18 protein-coding genes are annotated in these 16860 nt (G+C 71.5%); 9 read left to right on the top strand and 9 right to left on the bottom strand.

Going from position 1 to position 16860, the window contains the following annotated elements; all coding sequences use genetic code 11:
• Window positions 1-44: 44 nt before the first annotated feature.
• The 5 genes from SD460_RS44600 to SD460_RS44620 all read left to right on the top strand — a co-directional run bounded on the left by SD460_RS44600 (window position 45) and on the right by SD460_RS44620 (window position 5180).
• Window positions 45-1019, top strand: a complete 975-nt coding sequence (locus SD460_RS44600; RefSeq protein WP_290051649.1) for an NAD(P)-dependent alcohol dehydrogenase — start codon at window positions 45-47, stop codon at window positions 1017-1019.
• Between the two features lie 62 nt (window positions 1020-1081).
• Window positions 1082-1717, top strand: coding sequence for a GntR family transcriptional regulator (locus SD460_RS44605; RefSeq protein ID WP_290051651.1), 636 nt, complete (start codon window positions 1082-1084; stop codon window positions 1715-1717).
• 133 nt (window positions 1718-1850) lie between these two features.
• On the top strand, window positions 1851-3257 hold the full coding sequence (locus SD460_RS44610; protein ID WP_318307711.1) for an MFS transporter: 1407 nt from the start codon (window positions 1851-1853) through the stop codon (window positions 3255-3257).
• A gap of 19 nt (window positions 3258-3276) precedes the next feature.
• Complete coding sequence (locus tag SD460_RS44615; protein WP_290062134.1) at window positions 3277-4176, top strand: ABC transporter substrate-binding protein; 900 nt, start codon at window positions 3277-3279, stop codon at window positions 4174-4176.
• The gene (locus SD460_RS44620; protein WP_290062136.1) at window positions 4173-5180 is read left to right on the top strand and encodes an ornithine cyclodeaminase family protein; all 1008 of its coding nucleotides are present in this window, start codon (window positions 4173-4175) and stop codon (window positions 5178-5180) included. The genes SD460_RS44615 and SD460_RS44620 overlap by 4 nt, the downstream gene beginning before the upstream one ends.
• Here SD460_RS44620 and SD460_RS44625 read toward each other — a convergent pair.
• A complete protein-coding gene (locus tag SD460_RS44625) occupies window positions 5130-5921 on the bottom strand; it encodes a hypothetical protein (protein WP_290062138.1) in 792 nt (263 codons plus the stop codon). The genes SD460_RS44620 and SD460_RS44625 overlap by 51 nt on opposite strands.
• A 78-nt stretch (window positions 5922-5999) precedes the next feature.
• Complete coding sequence (locus tag SD460_RS44630; RefSeq protein ID WP_290062140.1) at window positions 6000-6743, bottom strand: SDR family NAD(P)-dependent oxidoreductase; 744 nt, start codon at window positions 6741-6743, stop codon at window positions 6000-6002.
• Window positions 6744-6878: 135 nt separating this feature from the next.
• Between SD460_RS44630 and SD460_RS44635 the strand changes: the two genes are divergently transcribed.
• Entirely contained in the window at window positions 6879-7811 is a 933-nt protein-coding gene (locus SD460_RS44635) for an AraC family transcriptional regulator (RefSeq protein ID WP_318307712.1), read from the top strand.
• Between the two features lie 49 nt (window positions 7812-7860).
• On the opposite strand, the gene SD460_RS44640 is transcribed toward SD460_RS44635, so the two are convergent.
• The 4 genes from SD460_RS44640 to SD460_RS44655 are packed head-to-tail and all read right to left on the bottom strand — an operon-like array spanning window position 7861 to window position 12726.
• On the bottom strand, window positions 7861-8574 hold the full coding sequence (locus SD460_RS44640; protein WP_290062144.1) for an alpha/beta fold hydrolase: 714 nt from the start codon (window positions 8572-8574) through the stop codon (window positions 7861-7863).
• 23 nt (window positions 8575-8597) lie between these two features.
• Window positions 8598-9500 carry a CPBP family glutamic-type intramembrane protease gene (locus SD460_RS44645; protein ID WP_318307713.1) on the bottom strand — a complete coding sequence of 301 codons (903 nt, stop codon included), beginning with the start codon at window positions 9498-9500 and terminating at the stop codon, window positions 8598-8600.
• A 32-nt stretch (window positions 9501-9532) separates the two neighbouring features.
• Complete coding sequence (locus SD460_RS44650) at window positions 9533-11977, bottom strand: ABC transporter permease (protein WP_318307714.1); 2445 nt, start codon at window positions 11975-11977, stop codon at window positions 9533-9535.
• Window positions 11977-12726: an ABC transporter ATP-binding protein gene (locus SD460_RS44655; protein ID WP_290051956.1), complete on the bottom strand. Its 750-nt coding sequence runs from the start codon at window positions 12724-12726 to the stop codon at window positions 11977-11979. The genes SD460_RS44650 and SD460_RS44655 overlap by 1 nt, the downstream gene beginning before the upstream one ends.
• Window positions 12727-12882: 156 nt before the next feature.
• Between SD460_RS44655 and SD460_RS44660 the strand changes: the two genes are divergently transcribed.
• Entirely contained in the window at window positions 12883-14088 is a 1206-nt protein-coding gene (locus SD460_RS44660; RefSeq protein WP_290051955.1) for a sensor histidine kinase, read from the top strand.
• Window positions 14079-14714, top strand: a complete 636-nt coding sequence (locus SD460_RS44665) for a LuxR C-terminal-related transcriptional regulator (protein WP_318307715.1) — start codon at window positions 14079-14081, stop codon at window positions 14712-14714. Before SD460_RS44660 ends, SD460_RS44665 begins: the two co-directional genes overlap by 10 nt.
• A 16-nt stretch (window positions 14715-14730) precedes the next feature.
• On the opposite strand, the gene SD460_RS44670 is transcribed toward SD460_RS44665, so the two are convergent.
• From SD460_RS44670 to SD460_RS44680, 3 genes are all read right to left on the bottom strand, one after another.
• Window positions 14731-14931 carry a hypothetical protein gene (locus SD460_RS44670; RefSeq protein ID WP_318307716.1) on the bottom strand — a complete coding sequence of 67 codons (201 nt, stop codon included), beginning with the start codon at window positions 14929-14931 and terminating at the stop codon, window positions 14731-14733.
• A gap of 258 nt (window positions 14932-15189) precedes the next feature.
• Window positions 15190-15435 carry a hypothetical protein gene (locus SD460_RS44675; protein ID WP_290051951.1) on the bottom strand — a complete coding sequence of 82 codons (246 nt, stop codon included), beginning with the start codon at window positions 15433-15435 and terminating at the stop codon, window positions 15190-15192.
• Complete coding sequence (locus tag SD460_RS44680) at window positions 15432-15872, bottom strand: VOC family protein (RefSeq protein WP_318307717.1); 441 nt, start codon at window positions 15870-15872, stop codon at window positions 15432-15434. The genes SD460_RS44675 and SD460_RS44680 overlap by 4 nt, the downstream gene beginning before the upstream one ends.
• 102 nt (window positions 15873-15974) lie before the next feature.
• Between SD460_RS44680 and SD460_RS44685 the strand changes: the two genes are divergently transcribed.
• Window positions 15975-16853, top strand: coding sequence for a helix-turn-helix transcriptional regulator (locus SD460_RS44685; RefSeq protein WP_290051948.1), 879 nt, complete (start codon window positions 15975-15977; stop codon window positions 16851-16853).
• Window positions 16854-16860 lie beyond the last annotated feature (7 nt).

Genomic DNA, 16860 nt, shown 5'->3' on the forward strand with positions numbered 1-16860 from the left:
ACCTCGCAATCCATGGTTACCTTACACAGTAAGGGGGGCCTCGGATGAAAGCTGCGGTGCACACCAGGTACGGCCCGCCGGAGGTCGTTCACATCCGCGAGGTCGACCGGCCGGCGGTCGGGGACCGGGACGTGCTCGTCCGGGTGCACGCGACGACGGTGAACCGGACCGACTGTGCCTACCGCGCGGCCAGGCCCTTCTTCATGCGACTGCTCACCGGCATTACCCGGCCTCGGCGGACGATCATGGGCACCGAGTTCGCCGGCGAGATCGAGGCGGTCGGCCGTGGTGTCACGTCCTTCTCGATCGGCGACCGGGTGTTCGGGTACAACGAAGGCGCGTTCGGCGCGCACGCCGAGTACCTTTCGGTGCCGGAGGGCGGCTCGATCGCGACCGTGCCGCCGGGCATGACCTTCGAACAGGTCGCTCCCGGTACCGAGGGCGCGCACTACGCGCTCGCGTGCATCCGGCACGCGGGGACCCGGGCCGGACAGGACGTCCTCGTCTACGGCGCGACCGGCGGGATCGGCTCGGCCGCGGTGCAGCTGCTGAAGAGTCTCGACGTCACCGTGACCGCGGTGTGCGCCACGGAAAGCCTGGCAATGGTGGAAAACCTGGGCGCGGACCGGGTCGTCGACTACACGGCGGGAGACTTCACCGAGGACGAGCAAACCTACGACGCGGTGTTCGACGCGGTGGGCAAGAGCACGTTCGGCCGCTGCAAGCGACTGCTCAAACCCGGTGGGGTGTACCTGTCCTCGGAGCTGGGGCCCTGGGCGCAGAACCTCGTGCTGGCCTTGGTCACCCCGCTGCTGCGCGGCAGAAAGGTGAAGTTCGCGTTCCCGCGCGACAACCAGGCCGTCGTGCGCCACCTGCGAGAGCTGATCGAGTCCGGGGACTTCACCCCGGTCGTCGACCGCGTGTATGCACTGGACGAAATCGTCGACGCCTACCGGTACGTGGAGAGCGGACAGAAAATCGGCAACGTCGTGGTCACCATCGCGCAGGTTCGTGAGTGATCAACGCCGGGCGGCGGTGCTGCTCGGCCGCGCGCACCCGGTGGTTGCCATATCCTCCCATCGTGGTTGCCAAGTCGAACTCGGTCGTGACGGAGCTGCGTGCGGAGATCATCGCCGGCGCGATCCCGGCCGGGACACGCCTGAAGGAAGAGGCCATCGCCACCCGCTTCGGGGTGTCCCGGGTGCCCATCCGGGAGGCCCTGCTGCAACTGGAGAGCGAAGGCTTCGTCACCACCGAGAAGTACAAGGGCGCGACCGTCTCCGCCCGCTCGCAGCACGACGTCGTCGAGCTGATGCAGATCCGGCGCGGCCTGGAGGTCCTCGCCGCCTCGCTCGCGGCCGAGGCGCACGGGGGTGACCAGGCCGACGCCCTGCGGGCGGTCGTCGCGCGCGGTCGCCAGGCCGGCGAAGACGGCGCCGTGGCCGACCTCCCGCCGCTGATCATGGAGTTCCACGAGGTCGTCGCCCGCGCATCGGGCAACACCGAGCTCGCCCGCGTGCTCGACGGGCTGCTGCGCCGGATTTCGTGGGGCTTCGAGCTCGAGATCGAGGACCGGATCGACACCTCGTGGGCCGACCACGCCGCGATCGCCACCGCGATCCTCGGCGGCTCCCCGGTGCAGGCGGGCTACCTGATGGGCGAGCACATCCTCAAGGACGAACTGATCTACCGGCGTCAAGCGTCCCCAGCACGCTGATTCGTATACAAAAGATCGACACCGTCCTGGGCTGTTCACGTGTTTGGCATGACTGGTAACGTCGAAGCAACACTTCTCGTATACAAAACAGAGGTTCGTTGCTTGGTCGCCTCTCCCGATGGGAGCCCAGCCCATGACCTCGGCCCACACCCCGGAGCGCACCGCCTCCGGCACCCTCGCCCGCCACCTCGACCGCATCGGCTTCACCCGCGCCCAGTTCTGGGTGCTCATGCTCATCCTCGCCGGGATGTTCTTCGACACCCTCGAACAGAACTCCGTCGGCGCGATGGGCGCGAACCTCAAGGCCGCGCTCGCGATCACCGACACCCAGCTGACCGCGATCAACACCGCCACCGTGCTCGGCGGGCTCGTCGGCAGGCTCGCCGGCGGGTGGCTCGCCGACCGGTACGGCCGCCGCGCGGCCCTGTCGCTGAACCTGCTGCTCTACACCCTCGGCGGCCTGCTCAGCGCCGTCGCCGTGAACTACGACATGATGCTGGCCAGCCGCTTCGTCGTCGGCATCGGGCTGGGCGGCGAGTTCACCATCGGCATCGCCATGCTCGCCGAGATGGTCGCCACCCGCCACCGCGGCGCGCTGGTCGCGACGCTCAACATCGGCTCCGGCGGTGTCGGCAACTTCCTCTCCTACGGGCTGTTCTTCCTGCTCCTCGGCCCGCTCGCGCCGGTACTCGGCGGCGACCACCTCGTGTGGCGCTGGACGTTCCTGTTCCTCGCGCTCCCGGCGCTGCTGGTCATCCTCTACCGGCGCCGCCTCCCGGAAACCCCGCGCTTCCTGCTCTCCCAGGGCCGCGTCGAGGACGCCAACCGGTCGCTGGCCATCCTGGCGTCGGGCTCCCTCAAGCCGTCGCCGACGACCGCGATCGGTGGGCCGCTGACGGCGGCGGACATCCCCGCACGGCAGCTCAAGTCCTCCCCGGCGGCCGTGTTCGCCCGCGCCGTCCTGCCCCGCACGCTCTCGATCGGCGCCGCGTCCTGGATGGCCTTCGGCGCGCAGGTCACGCTCAACTTCCTGATGCCGACCCTGCTCGTGGAGCGCGGTTACTCCATTTCGGACAGCTTGCTGTTCACCATGATCATGAACGCCGGCTCGCTGCTCGGTGCCTGCGCCGCGGCGTGGCTGGCCGGCCGGGTCGGCCGGCGCGGCGTGGTGGGCGGCGCGGGCGCGCTCGGCTGCGTCACCGCGGCCGCGTTCGCGGCCTTCGGGGACTCGACGGCCCTGATCCTCGCCCTCGGCGCCCTGTTCCAGTTCTTCACGATGATCACCAACACGACGCTCGCGGTCTGGTCGCCGGAGCTGTACCCGACGTCGATCCGCGCGACCGGTACCTCGATCGTCAACGGCATCGGCAACATCGCCGGCGCGGTCATGCCGTTCCTCGCCGTCGCCCTCTTCGCCGCGTTCGGCCTCGCCGGGGTGTTCGGCATGGCCGCGGTCATGTACGCCCTGCTCGTGCTGGCCTCGCGGTTCGCTCCCGAGACCCGCGCCCGGACGCTGGAACAGATCAACGAAGACGCCTGACCACGAATCGGAGGACCCCTTGGAAACCCTGCGCATCTCCGCGACCGCCAACGGTCTCAACTACCTGCCCGAATACCTCGCCGGCACGACCGGCCTCTTCCCCGACGCGGGCCTGTCGGTGACCGCCCGCGCCTGCGACCCGTGGACCGGAGTCCTGGACGACCTCGCCTCCGGCGACGCCGACCTCGCGCTCGGCGGGCTCTGGGTGCCCGGCATGTACGCCGGCAGCACCCGCGCGCTGACCGTCGTCTGCCAGCTCAACCACCAAGCGCCCAAAGCGATCGTGCACCGCGGTGCCCCGGGCACCTTCACCCTCGGCGACCTCGCGGGGAAGGTCGTCCTCGCGCCCGGCATCGGGGGCAGCGCACCCTACGCCGTCACCGCCGGGCTGCTCCGGGAGGCGGGCGCCGACCCCGGCGACGTCACCTTCGTCCGGGACCTCTCGACACCGATGCTGGTCGAACTGTTCGGCGCCGGGCTCGGCGACGCGATCATCCTGGACCTGGTCTCGGCGCTCGAACTCGAAGCCACCGGCCGAGGACGGATCGTGTTCCACAACCTCGACGAGGGCGGGATCATGCCCAACAGCGTCTACTACTGCCGCACCGACCGCGTAGAAGAGCTGCGCGAGCGCTTCACTCGCTTCGTCGGCTGCATCGACGCGGCGATGACGCACCTTCCCGCCACCCCGGCGGCGGCGATCGACGGGATCCTCACGGCCCGCTGGCCGGGCAAGGACCTCGGGATCCTGCGCGAGGCCACCCGGCAGATGACCGAAAGCGCGGTCTGGGAGACCGTCGCGATCGACCCCGCGGGCAGCGACCGGTGGATGCGGATGCTCGCCGAAAGCGCCATGCTCACGCGCGTCCCCGCCTACGACGAACTGGCCGACGACAGCTTCATGAAGGCCTACCGGTGACTTTCGTGCTCCGCGACGACGCCCTGGCCGAACTCGTCGACCTCGGCGACCTGATCGACGCCGTCCGGACCGCGCACATCGACCTCGCCCTCGGGCGGGCCGAACAGCCGGTCCCGGCGATCACCCCCACGGCGGGCGCCACCATCGTGCTGCCGATGGTGGCGACCTCCCACCGCCTCGGGCTGACCGTCGTCAAGGTGCTGACCGACGCGCCCGGCAACTCCGGTGTCCCCGTCCAGCAGTCCACCCTGGTCGTGCTGGACGCCCGGACCGGCGCCCGGCTGGCCGTCATGAACGGCGGGACGGGCACCCGGATGCGGACGGCCGCCGCCAGCGCGGTCGCCACGGATGCCTTGTCCCGCAGCGACTCCCGGGTCCTCGGGCTCGTCGGGGCCGGACCGCTCGCCGTCGAGCACGTCGCCGCGATCCGGGCGGTCCGGGCGATCGGCGAGGTCGTCGTCTGGTCCCGCTCGGCCGCCCGCGTCGCCGAGTTCCGCCGCGCGCTGCGGCGCCGGGAACACGCCGACGGCGTCCCGGCCCTCGCCGTGACCACGGCTCTCGGACCGCGCGGCGTGGTCGAAGCGGCCGACGTGCTCTGCACCCTGACACCGTCCCGCGTCCCCGTCGTCGAGGGCGCGTGGTTCCGGCCGGGGCTGCACGTCAACGCCGTCGGCGCACCACCCCGGCCCGACCACCGCGAGATCGACTCCGCCGGAATGGCCCGCGCGACGGTCTTCGTCGACAGCACCGCCGTCCAGCTGCGGAAGTCGGGCGAAGCCGTGCTGTCGGTGCAGGACGGCACGACCACCGAAGACGATTTCCGGCAGGAGCTGGGGGCGGTACTGGCCGGGCTGATACCGGGCCGGGCCGGAAGCGGACAGATCACGTTGTTCAACTCGGTCGGTATCGCCCTGCAGGACCTGGCCTTCGCCGCGCTGGCCCTGCAAGCCGGCTCACGCCGGGTTCTCCGCGACAGCGAGGTAATCCGTGTAGATCTGCGGTGAACCGGAGAACGAAGCCAGCTGCTTCCACTCCTCGTACATCTGCTTGGTGTCACGATGAGCCGACGCGAACACCGCGGCCTCACCCGTGGCGATGTCGGGCTCGGGGTAGAAGACGTCCAGCGCGTCCAGGCTCGCGATCTCCATCATCATCACGTACTGGTCGAGGCGGTTGCCCCGCTCGCCCTTGAGCACGTGGAACCGCCAGTCCGGGTAGTCGTCGATCCGGTGGTGGTTCTCGGCGATGAACCGGTCGAACACCTCCTCGGTCACCCCCGCGCGCAACGCCAGGTTGTGGATCCCGACCACCCGCGCGACCGGCTCCTCCCCCGGACGGTCGCGGTAGCGGGGGCCGGGTGTGACCGTGCTCCGCGGGTTGTCGGCCAGCAGCCGGTAGTCGGTGAACAACGTCGGCAGCTCAGCGAACGTGCCCAGCCGCCGCCACCGCGCCAGCACCGCCTCCGCCTCCGGGTGCGCCGCCCAGAACGCCTGGGCCAGCTCGGTTTGCTCACCCCGGGCCGTGACGTAGCGGTCGCGCTGCTCGGCGCTGTCGATCTCGTACAACATCAGGTACTGCCCGGTCCGCTCGCCGCGCAACCCGCGCAGCAGAGTCCACCGCCACCCCGGGTACACGGGCAGGTGCACGCCTTCACCACGCACGAAGGCCTCGAACTCCTCCGGCGTGACACCGGCCTCGGTGTCGATGGCGATGTACTGGAAGGTGAACACCGACGAGCGTCCCACTGCGCATCCAATCCTCGGGCCGGAAAGGGGATCGTGCGTCCGACGAGCACGAATCGTCGCACCGACGTCCGTGTGCTCTCACGCCACCCCGGTGAACGGGTCGAACGAGCGAGGGGCGCCGGCGAGGGCGGCCTTGGCCTCGATCGCCATCGTGTCGGCGAGGATCTCGATCTCTCCGGCTTCGATCCCGTCGAGCGCGGCCCTGACGTTGTCCGCCGGGTCGCTGAGGAGGCCCTCGGGCAGCATCCCGGCACCGAGGGTGGCCGCCGCGTAGGCCTTCATCGTCGGAGTCGCGGCCATGCCGATCATCAGCGTGCTCACCAGGGTGCCCTGGCCGGCCAACTCGAGGCGGAGCGCGTTGGTGAGCCCCCACTGGGCGGCCTTGCTCGCGGCGTAGGCGTTCGCACCGTCGTAGCTCGACCAGGCCATGACCGAGAGGACGTTGAGGATGGCGCCGCCACCGTGGCCGGCGAGGACGGGAGCGAAGGCCCGCGCCATGGCGAGGGTGCCGTAGAAGTTGGTGTCCATTGTGGAGCGGATCGTGTCCGGGTCGCCGTCGACGAGGTTCACCCCCGGCGATACCGCGGCGTTGTTCACGAGCAGATCGACGTCGCCGGCGTGGGCGGCCGCGGCGGCGACCGACGCGGAATCCGAGATGTCGAGCCGCAGCACCTCCGCTCCCGGGATCTCGACGAGTTCCGGGCGGCGCGCGGTGGCGTACACCTTCGCGGCGCCGCGTTCGATCAGCTGCTCGACGAAGTGACGCCCGTGACCGCCACCGCCGGCTCCTGTGACGAGGGCGGTGGCTCCGTGCAGCTTCATGATTCTCCAGTCGTTCGCGGTTCCAGACTTGATAACCCCACCGTACGGCGCGGCACCTGACTCGGTCGATGACTATCAGGCGCGATTTGTTGACCGTATGACTCACCTGATCCACCCCGCTGCTACGGTCGCCGGATGGTCGATCTCGTCAGCCAGGTGTTGCGGGTCTCCGGCGTCCGGACCTCGCTCGGGACGCTGATCGAGGCGGGCGAGGACTGGGAGAGGGACTGCGGCGACCACCCGGGGGCCACGGTCCACGTCGTCACAGCGGGCCGGGCCTGGCTCCACCGGCCCGGCTGCGATCCCCGCGAGCTCGCGGCGGGGGACGTCGTGCTGCTGCCGGCGAACCAGGAGCACAGGCTGGCCGGCGCTCCTGACCTCCGGACTCGTCCCGGGCCCGCCGAGCCGGACGGCCAGGTGCTCCGGCTGGGAACTCCCCCCTGGCTGACCCGCATCATGGTGATCCACTACGACTGCGACCACGACGCGCACACCCAGGTGCTCGACGCTCTGCCGGACCTGGTGCACGTCGGCCCGAGGAACGGCGTGCCGTCGCTCGACGACACCGTCCGGATGCTCGGCCGCGAGTTGTCCGATCCCCAGATCGCGACGACCGCCGTCCTCGACAGCCTGATCGACATCATGCTGATCCAGATCCTGCGCGCCTGGTTGCCCAGCCGGCCGTCGACGCATGAGCGGAGCTGGCTGGGTGTGCTGGACGACTCGCTCGTGCGCGCCGCCCTCGAGCTCATCCACCGCGATCCGGCCCGGCCGTGGACGACCGAGTCGCTCGCCCAGGCGACCGCGGTCTCGCGCGCCACGCTCTCGCGCCGGTTCGTGCAGGCGATCGGTTCGGGTCCGGCGACCTACCTCGCGCAGTGGCGGATGGACCTCGCGGCCGCCCGGCTGCGCGACACGCAGGACTCCCTCGACGCGGTCGCCGCCGCGGTCGGCTACGGCTCCGTGGCCGCCTTCAGCCGCGCGTTCGTCCGCGCGCGCGGCTGCTCCCCCGGCCGCTACCGCGTGCGAGCCGGTGCACGGGGGCTGATCGGCTCGACACCAGGCTGACCGGATGCGCGCGACGCGGTGCCGATGTGCAGCTCGGCACGCGAAGCGGTCACCGCACCCAGGACCTGGCCAAGAGTGCCTTCGCGACGTCGTCGGCGTGCGTGATGATCGCCTCGTGCGTTCCCGGCACCAGTACCGGCTCGACGCCGAGCCGGGCGGCCAGGTCCGCGCCGGGGAGGGCGAGTGCCTGGTCGCGCTCGGCGAGGAGGTAAGTCATCGGCACGTCGAGGCCGGCGAAACCGACCTCTTCGAGCGCGTCGAGCATGTAGCCGCCTGGCTGGGGCACCAGCAGTTCGTGGACGAGCCGCTGCACCGGCTCGGGCTCGTCCTGCATGAGCGACTCGCGAAACGCGGCGAAGTCCAGCTCGAAGGCGAAGTTCGCCGACGCCTCGATCGTCGCGCGGAGGTAGGCGCCGACCTCGGGCCCCATGGCTTCGGCCATCGACTCCCCCGCCCGCGGCACGAACGCGCTGACCATCGCGATGGCGCCCAGCCGCTTGCCCAGCTTTCGGGCGGCGCCGGCGATCGGGATGCCACCCCAGCTGTGGCCCACCAGGACGACGTCGGTCAGGTCCCGCCGCTCGACCTCGGCGACCAGGTGCGCCACGGCGTCCGCCAGCCGCACCTCGCGCGGGTCGTCCCCCGCCGACATGCCGGGCATCGTCAGCGCGACGGCCCGGTGGCCCGCACCGGCGATCCGCCGCGCCACCGCGTGCCAAGCCCACCCGCCGTGCCACGCGCCCGGTACGAAGACGTAGTCCACCGATTCTCCCTCTGTTGCTCCGGTCATCGGGACACCTGCGCCGGGGTACTCGGCGACGCCACGGTTTCGGGCTGGTACCCCAGCCGCCCACGGGTCGCGATCAGCACCACCGCCGCCGCGATGCCGGCAGCCACCAGGAACACCAGGGCCACGTCGTTCACGCCCGCGTTGGGGAACATGTCCGCCCACGCCACCGAAATCGTGTTGTTCACGCCCGTGTGGACCAGCATCGCGATCGGGAGGCTCTGGCCGCTGCGGTTGAACACCCACGTCATCAGGATGCTGAACAGCGTGGTCGTCGCGACGAACGTGACGATCGTCCAGACCGTCACGTCCGGCCAGTGCCCCCACTCCGAAAAGAACAGGGGCAGGTGCCACAGGCCCCACAGCGGGCCGAGGAGCAGCGTTCCGCGCAGCGGGCCGAACTTCGGCTGCAGATAAGGAAGCGCGAAGTCACGCCAGCCCGGCTCCTCGGCCAGGCCCGTCGTCACCATCTGGAACACCAGGCCCGGCACCAGCGCGACGAACACCGCAGCACCCGGGACGTGGACGTCACCGCCGCTCAGGATCGCGCCCGTCAGGATCAGGGCCGCCGGGACACCCAGGATCGCACCGGCGTACCAGCGCCAGTTCACGTTCCACTTCAGCAGCCGGCGCGCCCAGCGCCGCAGACCCGGCCGGCCTTCGGCGGCCGCCGTGACGAGGAACGCGGCCAGGATCGGGCCGAGGTAGGCGCCCGGCAGCACCCCCAGCAGCTGCGTCGTGCCCGCGATCTCGGGGAAGGAGAACTCCGGCTCGACGCCGAGACCGTTGCGGCCCAGGACGTACGGTGTCCACGCGATCCAGCTCAACGCGAACGCGAGGACGAAGAAGCTCGAAAGCGGGTAGCGGGCGATCAGGCCTCGCACCCCGGTTTTCTCTTGCATGGTGAGGACTTTCCTTTCTTGAACGCGAACGGTCATTCGCCGACGCGCATGGCGGTGACGGCGGCCGGGCGCAGGGCGAACCGGGCCGGGATGGCGATCGCGCCCCAGCCGACGACGGCGGCGGCCGCGAGGATCCCGGCGTAGATCAGGGGCGGCACGGTGGGCAGCGCGGTTCCGGTGAGGCTGAGGCTGACTCCGATCAGCGGCGGCAGCGCGGCCAGCGACCCGAGCACGATCGCGGCCACGACCACGACGGCGGCCTCCGCGCGCGTCATGGCGCGGACCTGGCGGGGTTTCGCCCCGACCAGCCGCAGCAGCGCGAATTCGCGCACCCGGGCCGCGGTGGCGAGGACCAGGATGTTCACCACCGCGATCGCGATGAACGCGATCAGCACGAGGTTGAGCACCAGGGTCACCGCCGACTGCGCGCCCGCCGCGTCGTCGCGCGCCGTCATGAACGTCCGCCGGTCGGTGACGTGGACTTCCGGGAACGCGACGGTTACCTTCCCCGCGACCAGGATTTCGTCGTCGAGCCCGCTCGTGGTGTGGCCGGCGACGGCCTCGTGGGGCAGCGTCAGGTCCCCGTAGCCGAGGCCGTTGCCGTAGACCGCGACGACGCGGGCGGTGTGCGGGGTGCCGTCGCCGAGGCGCATCGCCACCGTCCCGCCCAGGTCCACGCCGAACGTCCCGGCGGCGCTCTCGCTGAGGGCGACGGCGTCGCCGGTGAGGCCGGCCAGGTCACCCCGGCGGACGTCGAGGTTCAGGACGCGGCCGAGCCCTTCGGCGGTGACGCCCTGCGCGGCGTAGGCCTCGGTCGCCGGCTCGCCGAACATCGGCGCGGTCACCAGAACCTGGGTGTGCACCACGGAAACCGCCGCCGTCACCCCGGGCGTCCGGCGGACCGCATCGGCCACTGTGGACGCGACGCCGCCGTCGGCGACGAGCACCTGATCGGCGAGCAGACCGGCCTCGGCCTGCCGCTGCGCCGCGGCGGCGGTCGTGGTCAGGGTGAAGATCTGCACCGCCGCCAGCGCCACGCCCATGATGAGCGGGGTGGTCGCCGCGCCGAGCCGGCGGGACCGGGCACGGGTGTTGGCGCCGGCGAGGAAGCCGGACGCCGGGCGGCTCAACCCGAGCTTGCCCAGCACCGACGCCGTCGCGGTGAGCAGCCGCGGTCCCAGCAACGCCAAGGCGGTGACCAGCAGCAACGCCGATCCCGCGGCACCGGCCGCACCGGCGGTGCCGGCGATCATCAGCGGGAACGCGATCCCCGCGGCCGTCCCGGCGATCGCGAGCACCCAGCCTGTGACGACCCGCCCGCGGCCGAGCCGGGGCGGCTCCACCGCGGCCTCGCCGAGCGCGTCGACCGGGCTGATCCGCGCCGCGCGGCGAGCGGTGATCAGCCCGGCCGCCACCGCCGCCACCACGGATCCGGCGACCGCGGCGAGCACCGGCACCGGGCCGAGCACGAAGCTGAAGCCCGCGGGGATGGAGCCGAGCCGGACGAACACCCCGTGCAGCAGCAGGCTCAGGCCGACCCCGGGGATCGCGCCGAGCACCGCCGCGACCGTGGCCACCAGCGCCGTCTCGATGCCGATCAGGCGGTAGATGTGCCCCGGCCCGGCCGCGATCGCCCGCAGCAGCGCGAACTCGCGGCGGCGCTGCTGGTTGGCCAGGCCGAGGGTGCTGGCCACCACCAGCAGCACGATCACCAGCATCGTGCCGCCGAAGGAGCCGGCGACGAGCGTCAGGAACGACCGCGCCGCACCGACGTCGAGGAGCTCGGCGCCGGCCCGGTCGTCGCCGGTGGCCGTCGCGACGCCCGGCACGGCCTGCCCGATCCGCTGGGCGAGACCGGCCGCGTCGGCGCCCGGCTCGGCCAGGACGGCGACGGCGTCCACCGCGTCCGGCCGCCCGGCGACGACGCGGGCCTGCTCGTCGGTGAGGAACGCCGTCGGCTGCCCGGTCGTGACGGTGCCGACCACGCGGTACGGGGACGCGACCCCGCCCACCGCGACGTCGACCACGTCGCCGACGCGCGCCCCGTCCAGCACCACCTCGTCGGGACGTTCCGGCGCCCGGCCCGCGGTCAGCGTGACGGCCTCGAGCCGCGTCGAGGACCAGCCGTGGGCGACGAGCGGACCGCGGCCGCGCAGCACGACTGTCGCGCTCACGTCGGGCACCACCGCGGCGACCCCGGGCACGCGGGCGATCTCGCCCGCCCTCGCCACGGCCAGCGGGACACGCTCGGTGAACCGCTGGTCGACGTCGTCCGATGTGGACTCCGTCTGCGGTGCGGTGACGACCACCGCGGCCGGGGCGTAGCGCTGCGGCGGGATCCCGGCGCGCAGACCGGAGTCGAGCAGGACACCGCTCGCGGTGATCAGCGCGGACCCGGCGAAGACCGCGACGAACGCGGCGGCGAACGTCGTCTTGCGGGCGCGGATGTTCTGCCGCGCCAGTGCGAACAGGCTCATCACCACTCCCCGAGGTGCGTCATGCGTTCGGCGATGCGCTCCGGCGTCGCGCCGGTCAGCTCGCCGACGATCCGGCCGTCGGCCAGGAACACCACGGTGTCGGCGTAGGACGCCGCGACCGGGTCGTGCGTGACCATCAGCGCCGTCTGGCCCCAGCGGTCCACCGCCTGCCGCAGCGTGCCGAGCACCTGCCTCGCGGTGCGGGTGTCCAGCGCGCCGGTCGGCTCGTCGAGGAACACCACCTCGGGCCGGGTGACCAGCGCCCGCGCGATCGCGACGCGCTGCTGCTGGCCACCGGAGAGCTTGCTCGGGCGGCGGTCGAGCGGGACGTTCAGCTCGACCGAGCGGACGATCTCGGCGAGGAACGCCGGGTCGAACCGCTGGTTGCCCAGGCGCAGCGGGAGCACGATGTTCTGCTCGACCGTCAATGCGTCCAGGAGGTTGTAGGCCTGGAAGACGAACCCGATCCGTTCCCGGCGCAACGCGGTCAGCTCGGACTCGCGGCGTCCGGTCAGCTCGACGTCGCCGAGCGTGATGCGGCCCGACGTCGGCCGGTCCAGACCGGCGGCGCAGTGCAGGAACGTGCTCTTGCCCGACCCGGAGGGGCCCATGATCGCGGTGAAGCTCCCCCGCCGCAGATCGAGCGTGACGCCCTTGAGCGCGTGGACGGCGGCGTCCCCCTTGCCGTAGGTCTTGGCCACCGATTCCATTCGCACCGCGAATTCGAGCCCGTGCGCGATCGCTGTCATCGCCGTTGTCCTTCCCGCTTTCCCGTGGTTCAGACGCTATGAGCGGGACGGGCGCGGCACACTGGCCCGTGCACCCGGATCGGGGGTGTAGCTGGCTACACCCCCGGTGGGGGTTCAGTAGAGTCGCCATCGACGCCGCAGGCCCCGGGGAGCCCGATGAGGACAGTGATCAGCCGCAGCACGCGCGCCACCGCGGTGCTCGCCTCCGGGCTGCAAACCGCGCTGCCCGCGCTGGCCGGGGTGCTCGTCCTGCCGTTCCTGGTGGTGCTGCTGCCGTTCGCGCCGTCGGTGACGATGCCCGTGCGGGCGCTGGCCCGGCTCGAGCGCGAGCGCGTCGGGCGCCACCTCGGGTTCCCGCTGCCGGAAGCCGCCCACGCCGAAGGTGGTGGCCGGCTGCGCGCGGTGCGGGACCCGGCGACCTGGCGCGATCTGCTGTGGCTGGCCGGGCACGGGCTGGGAGGCACGTTCCTCGGCCTGCTCGGCATCGCGCTGTGGCCCGCGATCGTGGCGAGCGCGACCGTCCCCGTGTACTGGTGGCTGTTCCCGCCGGAGAGCTTCACCGGCATGCTGGTCATCATCCGGACGTGGCCGCAGGCGCTGACCCTGCCGCTGCTGCAGGCCGCGTGCTACGCGGCCATGGTGGTCTGGCTGGTGCCGCTGATCGCGCGCGGCCAGCTGCGGCTCGCGCGGACGCTGCTCGGGCCGAACGAGGCCGAGCTGCTGGCCCAGCAGGTCGAGCGGCTCACCGAAACCCGGGCCGAGGCACTGGAGTCGCACGGCGCGGAGCTGCGCCGCATCGAGCGTGACCTCCACGACGGCATCCAGGCCCAGCTGGTCGCCGTCTCGGTGCGGCTCGGACTCGCCGCCCGCACGCTGTCGGCCGAGCCGGACCACCCCGCGGCTCGGTTGGTGCAGGATGCCCAGAGCGGCATCGAGGACTCCCTGGGCAACCTCCGGAGCATCATCCGCGGCATCTACCCGCCGATCCTCGCCGACCGCGGGCTCGCCGGTGCCGTCCACGCGCTGGCGGGCGGCCAGCGCATCCCGGTGACAGTACGGGTCCCCGACGACCTGCCGCGCCCGCCCGCGGCGATCGAGGCGGCGGCCTACTTCGTCGTCGCCGAATCGCTGACCAACGTCACCAAGCACAGCACCGCCGAGCACGCCGAGGTCATCGTCGAAGATGATGGGCACACCCTGCGCGTCACCGTCCGCGACGACGGCAAGGGCGGCGCCGACGCCGAAAGCGGGAGCGGCCTGTCCGGCATCCAGCGCCGGGTGGCGGCGCTCGACGGCACGGCCCGGATCGACAGCCCGGTGAACACAGGAACGACGATCGAGGTACTGCTGCCATGCGGATAGTGCTCGCCGAGGACAACGCCCTCCTGCGCGAGGGGATCTCGCTGCTGGTCAAGAGCGCGGGCCACGAAATAGTCGGCATCGCGACCAGCGGCCCGGAGATCCTGCCGACGCTGCTGCGGCACCGCCCGGACATCGCGGTGCTCGACGTCCGCCTGCCGCCGAGCTTCCGCGACGAGGGCCTGCGCGCGGCGATCGAAGCGCGCCGGCACTTGCCCGGGCTGCCGGTGCTGGTGCTGTCCCAGTACGTCGAGCAGGCGTATGCCAGGGAACTGCTGGAGACCGGCGCGGCGGCCACGGGTTACCTGTTGAAGGACCGCGTCGGCCGGGTCGAGGAGTTCCTGGACGCAGTGGAGCGCGTAGCGGCCGGCGGCACGGCGCTCGACCCGGAGGTGGTGTCGCAGCTGATGAACCGGCGCGACCCGCTGCAGAGCCTCACAGCGCGCGAACAGGAAGTGCTGCACTTGATGGCCCAGGGCCTGGACAACCTGACGATCGCCGGCGAACTGGTGGTGACCGAACGCGCTGTGACCAAGCACATCGGCAACATCTTCCGCAAGCTGGGCCTGCCGACGAGCGACAGCGGACACCGCCGGGTGCTGGCGGTGCTGGCGTACGTCAACGCTTGAGGCCGCACCACCGGCGTCAGCGGTCTTCGCGCAGGAACCGGAGAGTGTCAACGAGACTCCGGTGGATCATGATGCCGTTTTCCCACGGGGCCGCGTGCTCACCGGTGAGCCGCTGCCCTCGGACGACCCGGAGCCCGGCCACTCCGGCCAGGGTGGCGGTGAGCCGCTCGCGCTGACTCATCGGGACGAGGTGGTCTTCGGCGCTCTGCTCCAGCACGACCAGACTCGGCGCCGCGCCACCGCGGACCCGCGCGGCGATGGCCGCCGGGTCGAAGCTCGCGGGGCTCGCCTCCGGCGGCTCGGGAAGGCCGCCCAGACCGTAGTGGCGCGGAGGCTGGACGACCGCCTGCAGCGCCAGGCGTTCTCGTCCTTCCCGAACGCCGTCGACAAGAGGTTCTCGTAGTCGTCGCGGAGGTGGGAGTGGGTGGCGCCGAGCCCGTCGGTGGTGACGAGCGCGGGCAGGTCGTACAGACCGTCAGGCGCCGCCGTGGATGTGCACGAGGAATCGTGGGCTCTGTGACGGTGATCCGGCGCCGGGGAGAGAAGTGACGGGGGTGTCGATGAGCGCGGCGGTCCGCGGCGTGCGCGGCAGGTAGATGTGCAGGTTCTGCAGCCGGTTGGCGTGCGGCACGTAAGGAATGTCCTTGGCCGCGATCACCGGCACCGGACGGTCGAGGTTCGGGCTCACGACCTCGGCGAGCTGCCAGCGGATCGGCGTCATGGCTGCGTCCGCCGACCGGACACCCCGGTGCCGGAGGCGCTGAGTTCGATGATGGTGCCGACGTTGTCGGTGATGAAGGCGATGCGCTGGCCCGTGTCCGGTACTTCCATGGGGCCGCCGATCAGGGGCACGTCGAGTTCGAGCAGCCGCGCCATCGCCGCGTCGAGATCCGCCACCGTGAGGCAGAAGTGGTGCAGGCGTGCGGGGTCCATGCTCGTGAGGACGTTGTCGGTCAACGCTCGTTCCCGGCCGGAAGCGCCCGCGAGAAGCTCGATCTTGACGTCGCCGGCGGTGAGGAAGACGAACGCCGTGCCGTGCGACTCGAACCGCCGTTCGACGGCGAAGCCCAGATTGCGGGAATACCACGCGATCGTGGCCTCGAGGTCCTCTTGCGTGACGGTGATGCCCACGTGGTCGTGGGAGAATTCGAAGGTCATGTCAGCAAGAATCGTCGGCCGTGGAACCGGTGACCAGAGAGCGGACTTCGTAGGAAAACCATTACCACCTTCGAGGTGGCACCAGGTGCGACAATCGACGCCATGACCGACGACATCACGAAGCTGGGCTCGATGCTGCGAACCTGGCGCGGCCGCGTTTCACCGGATTCGGTGGGACTGCCCGGCGGTCACCGGCGCCGGGTTGCCGGTCTGCGCCGGGAAGATCTTGCCCAGCTCGCGGGCATCTCGGTCGACTACGTGGTCCGCCTCGAGCAGGGCCGCCACGTCTCCCCCTCGGCGCAGGTGACCGCGGCACTGGCCCGTGCCCTGCAGCTCACCGAAGCCGAGCGGGACCACCTCTACCGGCTGGCCGGGCTTGCCCCTCCCTCCAGTGCAGAGGTTTCCGACCACATCCCGCCTGGCCTGCACCGCATAGTGAACCGGCTCGGCGACGCCGCGGCCGCGGCCGTCTTCGCCGCGGACTGGCAGCTCATCTGGTGGAACCGTTCCTGGGCGGCGTTGCTGGGTGACCCGTCGACGACACCGGCGCCGCTGCGCAATTTCGCTCGGGACACCTTTCCCGTTGACGGAGCGACCCCGTGCCTGTCGCGCTGGCCGGTGCTCTCGCTCAGCCAGCCGGAGGTCGAGGCTTCCATCGTGTCCGACCTGCGCCGTGCCACGGGGCGGTTCCCCGGAAGCGGCCGCCTCGAGGGCCTGATCCGGGACCTGATGGGAAACCCGCGCTTCGCCGAACTGTGGGCGTCCGGAGCGGTCAGCGCCCACCGCGAAGAGCACAAGATCGTCCACCACCCCACGACCGGCCCGATCGCCGTGGACTGCGATGTCCTGACCGACGGCGACGCGGAGCACAAGATCGTCGTCCTCACCGCGGCTCCCGGCACCGCGGACGAAACGAACTTCCGGCTCGCCGTGGTATCCGGTACCTCGTCCACAGCGGGAGTCAAGCAGCCCCTGTCGTGATCACCGC

It is taken from the genome of Amycolatopsis solani, assembly GCF_033441515.1.
Taxonomy (GTDB): Bacteria; Actinomycetota; Actinomycetes; order Mycobacteriales; family Pseudonocardiaceae; genus Amycolatopsis; species Amycolatopsis solani.